The organism is Streptomyces sp. CLV115 (assembly GCF_038448545.1).
GTDB lineage: Bacteria > Actinomycetota > Actinomycetes > Streptomycetales > Streptomycetaceae > Streptomyces > Streptomyces sanglieri.
Genome location: NZ_JBCEWQ010000100.1, coordinates 16,547 through 31,807, shown reverse-complemented (window position 1 = coordinate 31,807; position 15,261 = coordinate 16,547). Strand labels below are relative to the sequence as shown.

General features: G+C 73.8%; 13 protein-coding genes. 10 read left to right on the top strand and 3 right to left on the bottom strand.

Going from position 1 to position 15,261, the window contains the following annotated elements; genetic code table 11:
- Positions 1-304 precede the first annotated feature (304 nt).
- The 4 genes from AADR41_RS28200 (at position 305) to AADR41_RS28185 (ending at position 3,597) form a co-directional block, all read left to right on the top strand.
- Complete coding sequence (locus tag AADR41_RS28200; RefSeq protein WP_342284220.1) at positions 305-1,270, top strand: zinc-binding dehydrogenase; 966 nt, start codon at positions 305-307, stop codon at positions 1,268-1,270.
- 32 nt (positions 1,271-1,302) lie between these two features.
- Positions 1,303-2,724, top strand: coding sequence for a cellulase family glycosylhydrolase (locus AADR41_RS28195; RefSeq protein WP_342284219.1), 1,422 nt, complete (start codon positions 1,303-1,305; stop codon positions 2,722-2,724).
- An 82-nt stretch (positions 2,725-2,806) separates the two neighbouring features.
- A complete protein-coding gene (locus tag AADR41_RS28190; protein WP_114249297.1) occupies positions 2,807-3,016 on the top strand; it encodes a sigma factor-like helix-turn-helix DNA-binding protein in 210 nt (69 codons plus the stop codon).
- Positions 3,016-3,597 carry a Clp protease N-terminal domain-containing protein gene (locus AADR41_RS28185; protein ID WP_342284218.1) on the top strand — a complete coding sequence of 194 codons (582 nt, stop codon included), beginning with the start codon at positions 3,016-3,018 and terminating at the stop codon, positions 3,595-3,597. Before AADR41_RS28190 ends, AADR41_RS28185 begins: the two co-directional genes overlap by 1 nt.
- 475 nt (positions 3,598-4,072) lie before the next feature.
- On the opposite strand, the gene AADR41_RS28180 is transcribed toward AADR41_RS28185, so the two are convergent.
- Together AADR41_RS28180 and AADR41_RS28175 are read right to left on the bottom strand one after the other, a co-directional pair.
- Complete coding sequence (locus AADR41_RS28180; RefSeq protein ID WP_342284217.1) at positions 4,073-5,104, bottom strand: PadR family transcriptional regulator; 1,032 nt, start codon at positions 5,102-5,104, stop codon at positions 4,073-4,075.
- 1 nt (position 5,105) lies between these two features.
- Positions 5,106-5,963 carry a DUF4097 family beta strand repeat-containing protein gene (locus AADR41_RS28175; RefSeq protein ID WP_342284216.1) on the bottom strand — a complete coding sequence of 286 codons (858 nt, stop codon included), beginning with the start codon at positions 5,961-5,963 and terminating at the stop codon, positions 5,106-5,108.
- A 197-nt stretch (positions 5,964-6,160) separates the two neighbouring features.
- On the opposite strand from AADR41_RS28175, the gene AADR41_RS28170 reads away from it, so the two are divergent.
- Positions 6,161-7,078 carry a hypothetical protein gene (locus AADR41_RS28170; protein WP_342284215.1) on the top strand — a complete coding sequence of 306 codons (918 nt, stop codon included), beginning with the start codon at positions 6,161-6,163 and terminating at the stop codon, positions 7,076-7,078.
- 42 nt (positions 7,079-7,120) lie between these two features.
- On the opposite strand, the gene AADR41_RS28165 is transcribed toward AADR41_RS28170, so the two are convergent.
- On the bottom strand, positions 7,121-7,306 hold the full coding sequence (locus AADR41_RS28165) for a DUF6104 family protein (RefSeq protein WP_053640526.1): 186 nt from the start codon (positions 7,304-7,306) through the stop codon (positions 7,121-7,123).
- A 240-nt stretch (positions 7,307-7,546) separates the two neighbouring features.
- Here AADR41_RS28165 and AADR41_RS28160 point away from each other — a divergent pair, with 240 nt between their 5' ends.
- The 5 genes from AADR41_RS28160 to fxsA all read left to right on the top strand — a co-directional run bounded on the left by AADR41_RS28160 (position 7,547) and on the right by fxsA (position 15,255).
- Positions 7,547-8,110: a CU044_2847 family protein gene (locus AADR41_RS28160; protein WP_342284214.1), complete on the top strand. Its 564-nt coding sequence runs from the start codon at positions 7,547-7,549 to the stop codon at positions 8,108-8,110.
- A complete protein-coding gene (locus tag AADR41_RS28155) occupies positions 8,107-10,173 on the top strand; it encodes a VMAP-C domain-containing protein (RefSeq protein ID WP_342284213.1) in 2,067 nt (688 codons plus the stop codon). Before AADR41_RS28160 ends, AADR41_RS28155 begins: the two co-directional genes overlap by 4 nt.
- A gap of 89 nt (positions 10,174-10,262) precedes the next feature.
- Complete coding sequence (locus AADR41_RS28150) at positions 10,263-11,285, top strand: AAA family ATPase (protein ID WP_342284212.1); 1,023 nt, start codon at positions 10,263-10,265, stop codon at positions 11,283-11,285.
- Positions 11,286-11,292: 7 nt separating this feature from the next.
- The gene (locus AADR41_RS28145) at positions 11,293-14,805 is read left to right on the top strand and encodes an SAV_2336 N-terminal domain-related protein (RefSeq protein ID WP_342284211.1); all 3,513 of its coding nucleotides are present in this window, start codon (positions 11,293-11,295) and stop codon (positions 14,803-14,805) included.
- Between the two features lie 240 nt (positions 14,806-15,045).
- The gene (gene fxsA / locus AADR41_RS28140; RefSeq protein WP_342284210.1) at positions 15,046-15,255 is read left to right on the top strand and encodes an FxSxx-COOH cyclophane-containing RiPP peptide; all 210 of its coding nucleotides are present in this window, start codon (positions 15,046-15,048) and stop codon (positions 15,253-15,255) included.
- Positions 15,256-15,261 lie beyond the last annotated feature (6 nt).

The following is a 15,261-nucleotide window of genomic DNA, read 5'->3' as shown; positions in this document are numbered from 1 at the left end:
ACCCCGCCCCTTCCCGTGACCGGGGGCGCTGCCCCCGGACCCCCCCGCTCCTCGATCGCCGGAGGGGCCGGGGTGCGCGGTGTCCATTGCCGGGCCCCTGCTTCTCTGACGCCGGGGTGGCCGGGGACGTGGCCGGGCTCCCGTTCCTCGAACGGCGGAGGGGATCGATTCCCGGCTCCGGCCCCGAACCCCCGCTCCTCGATCGCCGGCGGGGCTGCGATGCGCGGCGCCTGCCCACCCGCGCGGCGCGCGTCACACCCGTGACCGGTTACGCCCGGCCCGTGCCCGGCCTATCGTCGGGGCCATGTTCGCCGCCTACGCATCCCGCATCGACCGCGACCAGCCCCTCAACGGCCTTGAGCTGGGCGAACGCCCCGCCCCCGAGGCGCGACCCGGCTGGACCACCGTCAACGTCCGGGCAGCCTCCCTCAACCACCACGACCTCTGGTCCCTGCGCGGCGTCGGCCTCGCCGAGGACAAGCTGCCGATGATCCTCGGCTGCGACGCGGCCGGGACCGACCAGGACGGCAACGAGGTCGTCCTGCACTCCGTCATCGGCCAGACCGGCCACGGCGTCGGCCCGCAGGAACCCCGCTCCATCCTCACCGAGCGCTACCAGGGCACCTTCGCCGAGCAGGTCACCGTCCCCAGCTGGAACGTGCTGCCCAAGCCGAAGGAACTCACCTTCGAGCAGGCCGCCTGCCTGCCCACCGCCTGGCTCACCGCGTACCGGATGCTCTTCACCAACGCCGGGGTGCGCCCCGGCGACTCGGTCCTCGTCCAGGGGGCGGGCGGCGGCGTCGCCACCGCCGCGATCGTGCTCGGCCGGGCGGCCGGACTGCGGATCTACGCCACCAGCCGCGACGAGGCCAAGCGCAAGCGCGCCGTCGAGCTCGGGGCCATAGAGGCGTACGAACCGGGCGCACGGCTGCCGCAGCGCGTCGACGCGGTCATCGAGACGGTCGGCGCGGCCACCTGGTCCCACTCCGTGAAGTCGCTGCGCCCCGGCGGCACGCTCGTCATCTCCGGCGCGACCAGCGGCGACCGGCCCTCGCACGCCGAACTGACCCGGATCTTCTTCCTGGAGCTGAAGGTGGTCGGTTCGACCATGGGCTCCAAGGACGAGCTGGAGGACCTGCTGGCGTTCTGCGCGACCACCGGCGTACGCCCCGTCATCGACGAGGTGCTGCCGCTGGACCGGGCCCGCGAGGGGTTCGAACGGCTCGCGGCGGGCGACCAGTTCGGAAAGATTGTGCTCACCTGCTCTTGAGGAGTGCGGGGTGAACTGCTCTGATCTGCGCCATGCGAATACGGACGCGGATGCGGATGGGCAGCGTACTCACCTCGATCGTCACTTCGTTCGTGCTCGCGGCGGGGGCCCTCGCCCCCGCCGCCGACGCACACCCCGTACGCCCCGCACCATCGGAACGCACCGGCATCCCCCGCCTCACCGACGACCAGGGCAGAACGCTCACCCTGCGTGGCTGGAACGTCGAGGACAAGGCGAACCGCGGTGACCGGGCGCTGACCGCCATCACCGAGAAGCACTTCCGCGATCTGCACGCCAAGGGCTTCGACTTCGCCCGGCTGCTCATCTTCTGGGACGACCTGGAGCCGACCCGGGGCCGGTACAGCACCGAGTATCTGCGCCGCATCGACCGGGTCCTGGACTGGGCGCGGAAGTACGACATCCAGGTGCTGCTCGACGCCCACCAGGACGTCTTCGGCCCGGCGTTCGGCCACCGCGGCATCCCGGCCTGGGCGACCCGCACCGACGGGCTGCCCTTCACGCCGCACCCCGACGACTGGTTCTCGGAGTACTTCGAGCCCGCCGTGCAGCGCGCCTTCACCCATCTCTACGAGGACCCCGACCTCCAGCGCGCCCAGGCGCGGATGTGGCAGGTCCTCGCCGAGCGCTTCGGGCGTCATCCCGCCCTCCTCGGCTACGACCTGATCAACGAGCCGATGGGGGAGCTCCGGGAGGGCGAGGAGCTGCCGGCGGCCGCCCGCCGCATCGAGGCCCAGCAGCTCACTCCGATGTACAACAGGCTGGCCCGCGCGGTCCGTTCGGCCGACCGCGCCAACTGGCTGTTCGTGGAACCCACCCCCATCGTCGGCGAGGGCGTGCCCACCGGGCTGGGCGCGATCAGGGACCACCGCACCGTCTACGCCCCGCACTTCTACAACACCGCGATGGAGGCGGGCGCCGACTACGATCCGGCGGCCGGCTGGATCGAGTCGTACGAGGCCGCCGTCACCGCGTACCCGAAGCAGCAAAGGATCCCGGTCGTCGTCGGCGAATGGGGCCCGCTGAACAACCGGCTCCCGCAGATGGGCCGCTTCTACCGGGACGCGATGACCTCCCTGAGCCGCTACAGCTCGGGCTGGGCGGGCTACGTCTGGTGCTACGGCGGTGGCTACTGCGCCCTGGACGAGAACGGGGACTTTGCCGCCAACAAGGACCGGACCGCCACACCGTACGCGCCCGCCGTCGCCGGAACCGTCCACTCCGACACGTACGACGACCAGGCGCGCGTCTACCGGCTCACCTACACGGCGGGTCGCCGCGGCACCACGGAGATCTCGCTGCCGCCGGCCGCCGGGCGGTGGCGGGTCTCGGTGGACGGCCGCGCCGAGGTCCGCAGGCACGGGGGAGAGGTGCGCGTCCACGCCCGCAAGGGAGCGCGGGTCACGGTGACGGTGACCGGGACGGCGCGCGGCTGAACGGTCCGCACGGCGCACGTCGCACGCCCCCGCCTGTCAATCACGGTTGACAGGCGGGGGCGTGTCAACCTACGTTGACATCATGACTGAAGCGACGGATCTCGCCGCGCGCGCCGGTGACCGCGACCCCCGGGTGGGGCTGCGGGCGGTCGCCGCGCTGCGCCGGCTGCTGGAGCAGCTCGAAGCCGTACAGGTCAGGAGCGCCCGCGTGCAGGGCTGGTCGTGGCAGGAGATCGCGGCCGAACTGGGCGTCAGCAGGCAGGCCGTGCACAAGAAGTACGGGAGGCAGTGATGTTCGAACGATTCACCAGGGATGCCCGGGAAGTCGTGACCGGCGCCGTGACCCATGCCGAACGGACCGATGCCGCGTCGGTGAGTGAGGAGCATCTGCTGCTCGCGCTGCTGGACCGGCAGGAGGGGCGGGCCGCCTTCGCCGTCGCCTCGCTCGGGCTGGCGGACCGTCGTGCGTCCGTCGAGGCCGAGCTCGCCACGGCCCGCCGTCACGGCGGGCTGACCCGGGCGGACACCGACGCACTCGCCGGCATCGGCATCGATGTGACCGAGATCGTCGCCCGCGTAGAGGAGGCGCACGGGGTGGGCGCGCTCGACCGGGCCCGGCGGCGCGGGGCCCGGCGCCGCCCGTTCAGCCGGGAGGCGAAGGGCGTACTGACCAGGTCGCTGCGGATCGCGGCCGGGCGCGGGGACCGCTTCATCGGCGACGAACACCTCCTCCTGGCACTCACCGCCCGCCCCGGCGTGGCCGCCGAAGTGCTCGCCGCGCACGGCGCCACGTACGGGACGGTCAACCGCGCGCTGTACGGCAGCGGGAAGGAGGGGGAGGGGGAGCGGGAGCGGTTCAAGGAGGCGGGCTGACCCCCGTCCAGCCCGGCCTCCAGTTCCCGGCCTCCGGTCCCGTTTCCAGCCCGGCCCTCAACTCCTGCCTCCCGGTCCCGGTTTCCAGCCTGGCCCTCGACTCTTGGACCTCGGCCCTCGGCTCCCGGTCCCGGCCCTCAACTCCTGCCTCCCGGTCCCGGTTTCCAGCCTGGCCCTCGACTCTTGGACCTCGGCCCTCGGCTCCCGGTCCCGGCCCTCGACTCCTGACCCCTGGTCCCGGTCCCGACCTCCGGTCCCGGTCCCGACCCCTGGTCCCGGTCCCGACCCCTGGTCCCGGTCCCGACTCCTGGTCCCGGTCCCGACCCCTGGTCCCGGTCCCGACCCCTGGTCCCGGTCCCGACCCCTGGTCCCGGTCCCGACCCCTGGTCCCGGTCCCGACCTCCGGTCCCGGTCCCGACCTCCGGTCCCGGTCCCGACCTCCGGTCCGGGCCCCGGCCTCCCGGCCCCGTCCCCGCTACTTCGGCCCGTCGTCGCCCTTCCGCAGCAGCGCCCCGATCTGGGACGCCGCCGTCGAAAGGTGGCGGCGGGCCTCCGTCAGCTGGTCCTCCGTGACGCCCTTGTCCCGGGCCGTGTCGCGGATGTCGTCGCGGAAGCGGTCGAGCAGCCGGTCCAGGTCGCGGGCCGGGTCGCCGGTGCGGGGGGTGTCCTTGCCCCAGTCGGTGTCCGCGCCGGCGTCGGCCGGCTCCGGCTTTGCGTACGGGGGCCAGCCGCCCGTCCTGGCCAAGCCGCCGAGCTGGCCGGTGATCTCGGCCAGTCCCTCCCGTACGCCCGAGGGCCAGTCGCCCCGGGCGAAGTGCTCCTGGACCTGCCGGGCGGCGTTCTGCATCTGCTCGCGCGCCCTGTCCTGGGCCTCCTTGGCCTGGCGGCGGGCCTGCTGGGCGTCCTCACGGGCACGACGGGACTCGTCCTTCGCCCGGCGGGCCTGCTCCTTCCACTCCTGCTTGGCCTTGCGCAGCTCCTCCTTGGCGGCGCGCCAGGCCTCCTTGTCGCCGAAGTCGCCGAGATCGCCGAAGGCGGACTCCCAGTCGCCCTTGCGGCCCGAGCCCGAGCCCGAGCCGGAGCCGGAGCCGGAGCCGGAGCCCGAGCCGCCACCGGTGTGCCGGGTCTCGTGCGCCGCGGCCCGCATCTCACTGCGCAGCTTGCCGGCGGCGCCGCGCACGTCGTCCCGTATCTCGGCGGCCAGCTCGGCGACCGAATCCCGGATCTCCAGTTCCAGATCGGCCAGTTCGCCCGTGCGGCCGGCCAGCTCGGCGCGGCCCGCGTCGGTGATCGAGTAGACCTTGCGGCCACCCTCGGTGGCATGGGTGACCAGGCCCTCGGCCTCCAGCTTGGCCAGGCGGGGGTAGACCGTGCCCGCCGAGGGGGCGTACAGCCCCTGGAAGCGCTCCTCCAGGAGCCGGATCACCTCGTATCCGTGGCGAGGGGCCTCGTCGAGGAGTTTCAGCAGGTAGAGGCGGAGGCGGCCGTGGGCGAATACGGGGGGCATGTCAGAGCACCTTTCCGGTCGGCTCGGCATCGTACGGACTGTCCTCGGCCGGTGGGCGGCGCAGCAGGGCGATCGAGCCCGAGACGGTCGTCGCGCGCAGCTTCCCGGTTCCGGCGCCGAGCGTGCCGGTGATCTTCTTCGCGCCCCACTGGCCGCTGACCCGCAGATCCTCGAACCCGTTGGAGACGGAGCCGCTCGCGGTGTTGGCCTCGACCGTCGCGTCCGCCGGGTGCGGCAGCCGGATGGCGACCTCGCCGGAGACCGTGGTCAGCCGGATGTCCGTGGGCTTCCCGGTCGGGTCCAGGTCGAGCACCATGTTGCCGCTGACCGACTCCGCCCGTACGGAGGCCCCGGCGCCCTCGACGACCGTCAGATCGCCCGAGACCGAGTGGAAGCGGAGCTCGCCGGTGACCGACTGGGCCTCCACGCTGCCGGAGACCGTGTCGGCCAGCACCGGCCCCGCGAGCCCGACGAGCGTGGTGTCCCCGGTGACGCCCCGGACGTCCGTACGCCCGCGGATCCCGGAGACGACGGCGCCCGCGCCGACGACACCGACCTCGACCGCCGAGCCGGTCGGCACGGCGAGCGAGACGACCGCGCTGCGGTGCCAGCCCTTGCGGTCGAACCACTTCAGGAAGCCGTGCCAGGGCAGGTCCTCGTACGCGACGGTGAGCGTGCCCCCCTCCAGGGTCACTATCAGCGGCGGACCCTCGATCCCGGAGACCTCCAGCCGGGCGGTCGGCTCCTCGGTGCCGACGACATTGACGGCGCCCCCGACGATGCGCACGTTGAGCGCCGTCACGGGCTCGTCGAAGGTCAGTTTCTGGGGCTCGGCGATGGCCCATGTCGACGCAGGCACGGATCTGACCTCCCGGGGAGTACGGCGTGACGCAACATATCGCGTCTCTTGAACAACACGATATATCGCGGGACGGGGAAGTCAAGGTATGTCGCGATGCCCGCGGCGGGTCGGCCGCGGATCGCCGGGGGTCCTCGGGTGGCCCTCGGGTGATCAAAGTGCGCCGAATGCGGGCAAACTGCCCTAGCGTGTGAGGCATGAATGCGACATCTCCCGCGGGGGCGCTGCTGCTGTGCCGGGCAGAACCGGAGGCCGTACGGCCGGTGGCCACCCTGTTGCGCGAGCGGATGCTGCTTGCCCCCGCCGGAGACGGATGGTCGGTCCTCGTGCCCGAGGGGAAGCCCTGGCAGGGGTCCGGCGCCGGAACCGGTCCCGGTGTCGGTCCCGATCCCGGCGTCGGTCCCGGTCCCGGTCCCGGATTCCGTGTCGCGGACGTCGCGGAGCCGGTGGACCGGGTCGTGTCCGGCTGGGCCACCGCACTCGCGGTCGGCTCGACGTGGCCCGTGCTCGCCCTGTGGTGGGACGGCGACCGGGCCGGCTGCACGCTCGCCGTCGGTTTCCGCCGTCCGGTCGGCTACGTCTGGCTCGCGGACGGCACCCCGGCCGGTGAGGACGAGGCCATGCGCACGTTCGCCGACCGCCTCGGCCTCGACCCCGTACTGGACGTCCAGGCGCTCGAAGGGCTGACCCGTACGGACCCGGACGCCGACGCGCGCATCCGGCTGCGCGGGCTGCTCGCCGTACTGACCCGGATCGGGCTGACCCTGCCGCCCGGCCTGGACCCGGACACGCCCGGCGACCGGCTGTACGCGGCGGCCGACGGCCGGCCCGAGGCGGAACCGGTCGCCCGGACCGGCCGGCGCGGAGCGCTGCGGGCCGAGCTCGACGCGATCGAGAGCAGCCGTCTCGGGCCGTGGATGCGCGGCTCCAGGGCCCGGATGCTGGCCGGTGCCCAGTTCGCCGCCGGACTGCCGCTGGTCCTCCGGGGGATCAGGCACCGCGCCGGCGGATGGGTGCTCGCTGGGGCGCTACTGGTGGCGCACGGGGCGCTCGGGCTCGCCTACGACCGGATCAGGAGCGCCGGGGAAACGGGAACGGCGGACGGGCGGGGGTGACTGCGCGAGCGACCGCAGGCGTGACTGTTCGTCGTCGTCCGACTATTCGTCGTCGTCGTCCTCGTCGTCGAGCCGGGCCAGCCAGGTCGCGAGGCGCTCGACCGGCACCTCGAAGTCGGGATTGAGATCGACGAACGTACGGAGCTGCTCGGCGAGCCACTCGAAAGTGACCTCTTCCTCGCCTCGCCGCTTCTCCAGCTCCTCGATACCGCGGTCGGTGAAGTACATGCGGCAAGCCTAATGCCTGGTGACAGCCCCCCGGCGGGCGGGAGCGGATCACAGGACCGTACGTTCCGGCTGCTCCGAGGGCCCGTCCGGACCGGCCCGCGCCACCCCCGCCGTCCCCCTCGATCCCACCGAGAACCGGCCGGCGCCACCCCCGCGTCCTGGTCCGTGTACCCGTCCATGTGCCTCGCATCGGACGCGGACTGCCGTTAGCCTGCGGGTAGTTGGGGAACGGGGGGTTTCATGGGTGACAGTGACGCCCGTATTACGCGCATTGAGATGCCCGACGGTACGGAGGTCTGGGCGCGGATCTCCGGTGCCGAGGAGCTGGCGCAGCCCGGATCGGGCCCGTCGTTCACGGACATCGGCGCCGGGAACATCGCCGATCGGGTACAGGCCAGGGTCGAGAGCCTGCAAGGGGTCGTGACCAGCGTGGCGCGTTCGCTCGCCGAGCCACTGCGGTCCGTGCGGCCCGACGGGGTGAGCGTCGAATTCGGCATCGAGCTCACCGCGAAGTCGGGCAAGGTCGTCGGGCTGCTCGCGGACGGCGAGGCCAAGGGGTCGATCAAGGTCACGCTGACGTGGAACGGCGGCGGACCGCCGCTCGACCCACCCGCCGATCCCGCTCCATCCGCCGATCCCGCTCCATCAGTCCCGCCCGTTCCTTCGGTCCCGCCTGTTCCTCCCGCCCCGCCCGCTCCCTCCGCTTCCGCGGTGCGGCCCGCCACCGACCCGGCCGCCGGGGCATCCACCGGCGCACCGGCGCACGCGGGCGGCACCGCGCCGGACGACGGAAGCGGATCGTGACGCAGCCGCCGGGCGGGGGCGCGTGGCCGGGGCCGAACGGGGCGGAAGCCGCGCTGATGAGCCTCGTGAAGGACGCGACGGTGCGCATCCATCGTCCGGAGCCCGGGTATGCCCCTGAAGGATCCGACGGCGACTTCCTGGGGAGCGGCTTCTTCATCGCTCCGAGCTGGGTCCTCACGTGCGCGCACGTGGCGATGGAGGGGAGGGGGCGTCAGGTGAACGTGGTCTACAAGACCGCTCGCGGCGGCGACGCCGTCCGGGTCGGGGGCACGGTCGTGGCGGCGCTGCCCGAGGAGCGGCCCGGCACGGGCGGCTGGCCGGCCCCCGATCTCGCGCTCATCCAGCTGGTGCGGCCCGTCGAACACCCCTGTGTGTACCTCAGCGAGCGCTCCACGGGCATGAACCGCGGCGCGTACTACTTCGCGGGCTGGGCGGCCGGCGGAGCGGGGGCGCTCAAGCGGCTCGGCCGGGAGTGCCGGGTGGTGGGCACCGTCGACGACTGGGCGGACGGCGACGAACAGGTGCTGATCGAGGCGAGCCAGCTGTACGCGGGCATGTCCGGCGGACCCGTGGTCGACCTGGCCCGGGGCGAGGTCGTCGGCGTACTCAAGTCGCGCTCCACCGACACCGACGGCGGTACGGCGATCGGCGTGGAGCGGCTGCGCACACTGCCCGTGCCGGTCCGGGCCGCCACGGCCGAGTCCGACGACCCGTACCAGGCCGTGTTCCACGCCCACGACCGCTACCACGCCGACCGGCACAACAACCCGGTGGACGACGAGGAGACCTGGGCGGACGTCCAGCGGGACCTGGGCACCGTGGCGGGCCCGGCGCTCACCCCGCAGCAGCGCGTCGACCTGCTGGGACGGCTCGCCAAGCTCCCTCCGCCGGTCAGTACCCGCAGTCTGCTCGACATCCTCGGCGACCTCGGGTACGGATACCGGACCGTCGGCGTACCGGCCCCCCGCGGCTGGCGCGACGGGCTGGGCGTCCTGTACGACGCACGCGAGGGCGACGAGGCCCTGGAGCGCATCCTGCGCTACTGCATGAGCGCCATCTCGGCCGAACGCCCCTATGTGGTGCCCTCCACCCGGCTCGCCGAGGACGCCCTGTGGGACTGGGTGCGGGAGACCGCGGAGGACCGGCTGCGGCGGCCGTTCCGCCGCGAGATGGCCAGGCTCCGCAACCAGGGCAGGTACGCCCCGGGCACCGGGCACCTGCGGACACCCGAACCGGCCGGTGAACCGGTCCGGCCACCGAAGGCCCCCACATTCGTCGTGCTCCATCTGGAGCCCCGCGCGTGGCAGCCCGACCACTACGACTGGCGGGTCGTCGCCCGCCTCTCCGCCGTCGACCTGCCCGTCACCGAGAACTACCAGGGCACCCGGTCCGACGAGCTCCCGGCCAGGCTCGGCGCCTCCCTCGGGAAGGCGTTCCGGATGTGCGACGAGCCCGACAACCCCGCGATCCTCCAGGTCGTGGCGCCCTCCGCGCTGTTCGACCTGGAGGTCGAGAAGTGGCAGCTGCCCGCGGACAGCCTGCCTCTGGGAGTCCTGCGGCCGGTGGTCGTGCGGTGCGCGGACAGCGGACCCGGCCCGTCCGACGACGCGGTCCTGGAGAGCGAGCCGCGCTGGAACCGCCTCCGCGGCGGCCCGACCCGGGCCGCCGTCCTGGACTGCGACGACGAAATGCGGGTACCCGTGCCGGTGGCGGCGAAGCTGCGCGGACTGCCGTACGAGACCGTCCCGGTCCTCTGCCGGTACGGCGGCCGGCACGACACCCAGAGCGTGGCGGGGTTCGCGCGGGTGCTCGACGCCGGGTTCGGCGTGGTCCTGTGGCGGCGCCCGAAGGCCGAACGGCCCGCGTCCTGCACGGAGTTCCACCTCCGGGTCGTCGACACGGTCGACGGGGCGGTGGTGGCCGACCGGCTTCCGAGGAAGATCCAGGAGCTGAGGAAAGGGGTGCGCGAGGGCCGTCCCGACATGTTCTGGTCGGACGGCATCGCGCTGGTCTACGGAGACCCGCAACCACCGCCGCCCGGCCCGTTGTTGCAGGCCCCGTGAACCCCCTTACGAGGGCTGCCCCGGATGACTACGGTGAACCACGTTCGACTGCTGCCCCTGGCCGGACGAGTGATGACGAGGAACACGTTATGAGTGAACCCAGCGAGTGGCTCATCTACCGAGGGGCCGGCGAACCGCACGAAGGCATCGACCAGTTGCCACCGCCGCCGCCCTGGCGCGACTTCGCGAGCCGTGGCGCCCCGGAGCCCGACGGCGACGGCTCCGCCGACCGGAGGCTCGGCGGCCACCGGCACATCGCCGAACTCCACCGGCCGGGCGCCGAGGAGCTCGAAATGATCAACGCCGCGCTCTATCTGCGGCGCCCGCTGCTGGTCACCGGCACACCCGGCGCCGGAAAGAGCACCCTGGCCCACTCGGTCGCCCACGAGCTCGGGCTCGGCCGGGTGCTGCGCTGGCCGATCGTGAGCCGGACGACACTGCTGGACGGCCTGTACCACTACGACGCGATCGCCCGGCTCCAGGACGTACAGATCGCCGCGCACAGCGCCGCGGCCGACCCGGACGGGGCCCGCGCCGCGGACGACGTGGGCAGCTACATCCGGCTCGGACCGCTCGGCACCGCACTGCTGCCCGCGGACCGGCCCCGGGTGTTGCTCATCGACGAGCTGGACAAGAGCGACATCGATCTGCCGAACGACCTGCTGAACGTGCTGGAGGAAGGCGAGTTCGGCATTCCCGAGCTGGAGCGGATCGCCGACCGGCTGCCCGACGGGGAGGCGCAGGTCCTCGACGACGACGGCAACAAGGTGAAGGTGCGGGGCGGCCGAGTGCAGTGCACCTCCTTCCCGTTCGTGGTGCTCACCAGCAACGGGGAGCGGGACTTCCCGGCACCCCTGATGCGCCGCTGCATCCACCTGGAGCTCGGACGCCCCGACCACCAGCGTCTGGCGACCTTCGTACGTGCCCATCTCGGCGACGAGGCGGCCCGCTCCGGGGACGACCTCATCGCCCACTTCCTGGAGCGGTCCCGCAGCGAACTCCTGGCCACGGACCAGTTGTTGAACGCGATCTACCTCACCGACGCCGCGGCCCCGGCCGGCCGCGACCGCCTCGCGGACCTGCTCATCCAGCGACTCGACCGGCCGAGGTGATGTGCTGATGGCGGGCGCCGGCGCACGACACGGTCCGGACGGCGAACACCACGACGGCGACGGCGGCCCCGGTCCCGACGGCGAACACCACGACGGCGGCCCCGGTCCCGGCCCCGACGACGCGGGGCTCTACCCCGCCCTCGTGGCACGGCTGCGCGAGGCCGGGCTCGACCCCGACGTCGAGCAGCTGCGCGACGCGCTCTGGCTGGCCCGCTGGGCCCGCCACCCGGAAGCGCCACCGGCGGATGCCGAGGGGCAGGGGTACGTCCCGGACGTCCACCTCCCCCAGGAGCGCCCGGAAGGGCGGCCCGGCAACCCCGGTCCCGACCCCGGTCCCGCGCCCGGCCCGGTGCGGCCCGCGCCCGACATGCCGGGCGACGAACCCCTGCCGAGGGCGGACCCGGGAGACCCGGACCGGCGGATCACGCTCTACCCCGCACCCCGCACCGGCCCCGTTGGCCGGGCCCGCTCCGGCGGCCCGTCCGGCACGGGGACGGGCGGTGCCCGCAAGGGGCGTACGGCAGAGCTCACCTTCGGCGTGCCCGCCGCCCCGGCGTTGCCCGCCCCGCTCGAACTCCAGCGGGCGCTCAGGCCGTTGCAGCGCTACCACCCCGCGTCGCCACCCCTGCGCAGCACCCTCGACGAGACGGCCACCGCCGAACTCAGCGCCCGCGCCGGGGGGTTGATCATCCCGGTGTTCCGGGGCGCGTCCCGGGGCGAGGCGGTCCTGCAGTGCGTCATGGACGCCTCGTCCTCGATGCTGGTGTGGGACCGGATGTTCGGTGAACTCCAGCAGATATTCGGCCAGTTGGGAGCATTCCGGGACGTCCAGGTGCGTTATCTGCACCAGGGCCCGGACGGCGCGGCCGCGGTGAGCCGCAGCCCCGACCCGGCCGCGGCGCCGCTGAACTCCGCGGACCGGCTGAGCGATCCGACCGGCCGCCGCGTCACCGTCCTGGTCAGCGACTGCGCCGGCCCGCTCTGGCACAGCGGCCGGGCCCACCGGCTGCTGCACCAGCTGGCCGCCCAGGCCCCGGCCGCCGTACTCCAGCCACTGCCGCAACGGATGTGGAACCGCACCAGGCTGCCGGTCACCTACGGCTCGCTGTCCCGGGGCGACGGCCCCGGCGGAGCCGCCGTACTCAAGGTCGTGGAGCAGCCGGGCATGGGCCCCGCCGTGCACCCCGGCGCCCTCGCCGTGCCCGTACTCCCGCCGGTGGAGGGGGCGTTGGCGGCCTGGGCGAGGCTGCTCTCCGGCGCCGGATCGGGGCAGATCTCCGGTGCGGTCGGCTGGGTGCGGGCCGATCAGCCGGCGGCGGCCGCGCAGCGGGCCGGCGACGGACTCTCCTCGCTCCAGCTGGTCAGCCGCTTCCGCTCGGCGGCCTCACCGGCCGCCGGGCAGCTGGCCGTCTACCTCGCGGCGGCCCCGCTGCACCTCCCCGTGATGCAGCTGGTGCAACGTACGATGCTGCCCCACTCGGGCCCTTCCGAACTCGCCGAGGTGCTGCTCAGCGGACTGCTGACGCGCAGCAGGAACGCGGACGGCGGGGAGCACGACGGCCAGTGGTACGAATTCGTGCCCGGCGTCCGGGAGGCGCTGCTCGGCCCGCTGGGCCGCGACGAGGCACTGCTCGTCCTCAAACACTGCTCGCAGTACATCGAGCAGCGGTTCGGGAAGGGCGGGCCGAACTTCCCCGCCCTGGCCTTCGCCCAGCTCGGCGAACGCCCGCGCGCACGCGGACACATGCCGGCGCCGGCCGGTTACGGCGCGGCTTCCTCGGAGAACGGCGCACCCGACAGGGAGATCGAGGAGGCCGGTGAGAACGGGGAGAGCGACACAGGCGGCGGGTCGCGCGTCCCCCACCCCTTCGCCGAGGTCGCGGTCCGCGTACTGGAGCGTTTCATGCCCCTGCCCGAGCAGTTCGTGATGCAGACCGGACACGGTGGCGGTCCGGGCCCCGACCGGACCTCGCGCGCGGCGGTGGCGAGCGCCCGCGCCCTGTTGCGGCAGTTCGAGTCGGACAGCATGGTGCAGTACCTCATCGACGCGGTGCAGCTGCTGCGCGGCGCCGCCGAACGCGAGGAGCAGCCGGACACCGACCCCGGGCTGTGGGCGGAGTACTCCCGCTGCGTACTGCGCCTGTGGGAGGTCCAGGGCGACGCCGAACTGCTCCGCGAGGCCGAGTACGCCGCCGAACGGGCCGCCGCACAACCCGCCGCGGTACGCGAACGGGCGGTACTGGCCAAGGTGCTGCACGCCGCGGCCGACGACCGGCGGCGGCGCGGCGACCGGCACGGCGCACTGGAGCTGCTGCGCCGCGCCGACCGCGAGTACACGGCCGCCTGCTCGGCCCCCGGCCTGGACCCGGCCGAGGCCCTCCGGCTGACCCTGGAGCGGGTCCGGGCCCTGGAGGCGCAGTGGCGGCTCGACGGCGACACCGCCCTGCTCCAGGCCGCGTGCGGGATGCTGGAGGCGTTCGCCGATGTCTGGCCCGACCAGGAGAACCGCCCCACCACCCTGCCGCTGGCGCACGGACGGACCCTGCTGAAGCTGGCCGGTGCCACCGCCGACCCCGAACAGTCCCGGGTGTACGCAGGCCAGGCCGCCCGCTCCCTGCGCACCGCCTTCGGACAGGGCGGCGGCCGGCACACCCTCGGCACCGAGGTGCGCATCCTGCTCGACCTGGTGGACGCCCTCCTCGGCTCCGGCGAGGAGCCGGACGAGGCCGCGACACTCGTCGAGCAGGCCCTGGCGACCGTACGCGACCAGCGGCAGCTCGCCACGCTCCGGATCAGGGCCGGCCGGATCCGCGTCGCCCGGTACGAGCACACCGGAGAGCCGGACGAACTCGTGGCCGCCGCCGACTGGTTCGCCCACGCCGCACGGGGCGTGCCCCGCGACTCGCGGGCCCACGCCGACCTGCTCGCCGAATGGGGCGGCACCCTGCTGCGCCGGGCCCGGCTGCCGGACGGCCGCCCGCACATCGGCGCCGCGATCCGGGTGCTGCGCGACTGCCGCACGGAGACGCCCGCGGGCAGCACCCGCCAGGCCGGGCGGCTCCTGATGCTGGGCCGCGCGCTGATGCTCCGGCACCAGGCCACCGAGGACCGGGTCGACCTCCGCGAGGCCGAGCACCTCTTCGGCCTCGCGGCCCAGGAAGCGGCCGACCCGCTGACCGAGGCGAACTGCTGGCTGGAACTGGGCCGCTCCCACCTCGACGCCGCCCGGGTGCTCCGACGCCCGGCCCGGCTCGACGAGGCGGCCGAGGCGTTCCGGAGCGCGGCGGAGGCGGCCGGCGCGGCGGAGGAGGAACCGGACAGCCCGCAACAGGTCTGGCAAGCCGTCGAGCTGGCGGCCACGGCCAACCACTGGCGGGGCATGACGTACGAGCGAGCGGGACGCCCCCGGGCGGCCCGCGGGGCGTACCGGGCGGCCCGCCAGGAATGGCGCAAGCTGCCGGACGGCGGCGGATCCGCGGGCGGGTCGACCGCCGAGCGGCTGGCGGAGCTGGAGCGCTGACGGCATCTGAGGGGAGGCGGCCGGCGTGCGGAGTCCCGCCACCGTGTGACCGGCGTACGACCGACGCCGGTGGACGGCAGGTCCGGCAAGGCGTAGCCCGGGTCCTGCGGGGCATCCGTACATTGGCGGCCGGTACGCGGGATCAGTGCCGGCGCACGGACCATCGGGTACACGGGCCCGACCGGGCGCTCAAGGGCGAGCGCGCCGGCTCGGGCACGAGGGGTGTTACGGGGAGGCGTGATGAGCGAGACGGTGCACAAGAACATCCCGGACGGCGTTCCGCCGGGTGTTCCCTCCGGCGGAGCGGACGCGCTGCCCGACCTGCTGGCGCTCGATCTGGAGTCGCTGCGGACACTGGACCATCCGGTGCTCGCCGAGGTCGTCGCGGATCTGCGCGGGCGGGTCGAACAGCCGCGGGAGATGCTGTGGGGGTTCAACAACTCCTTCTGACGGCCG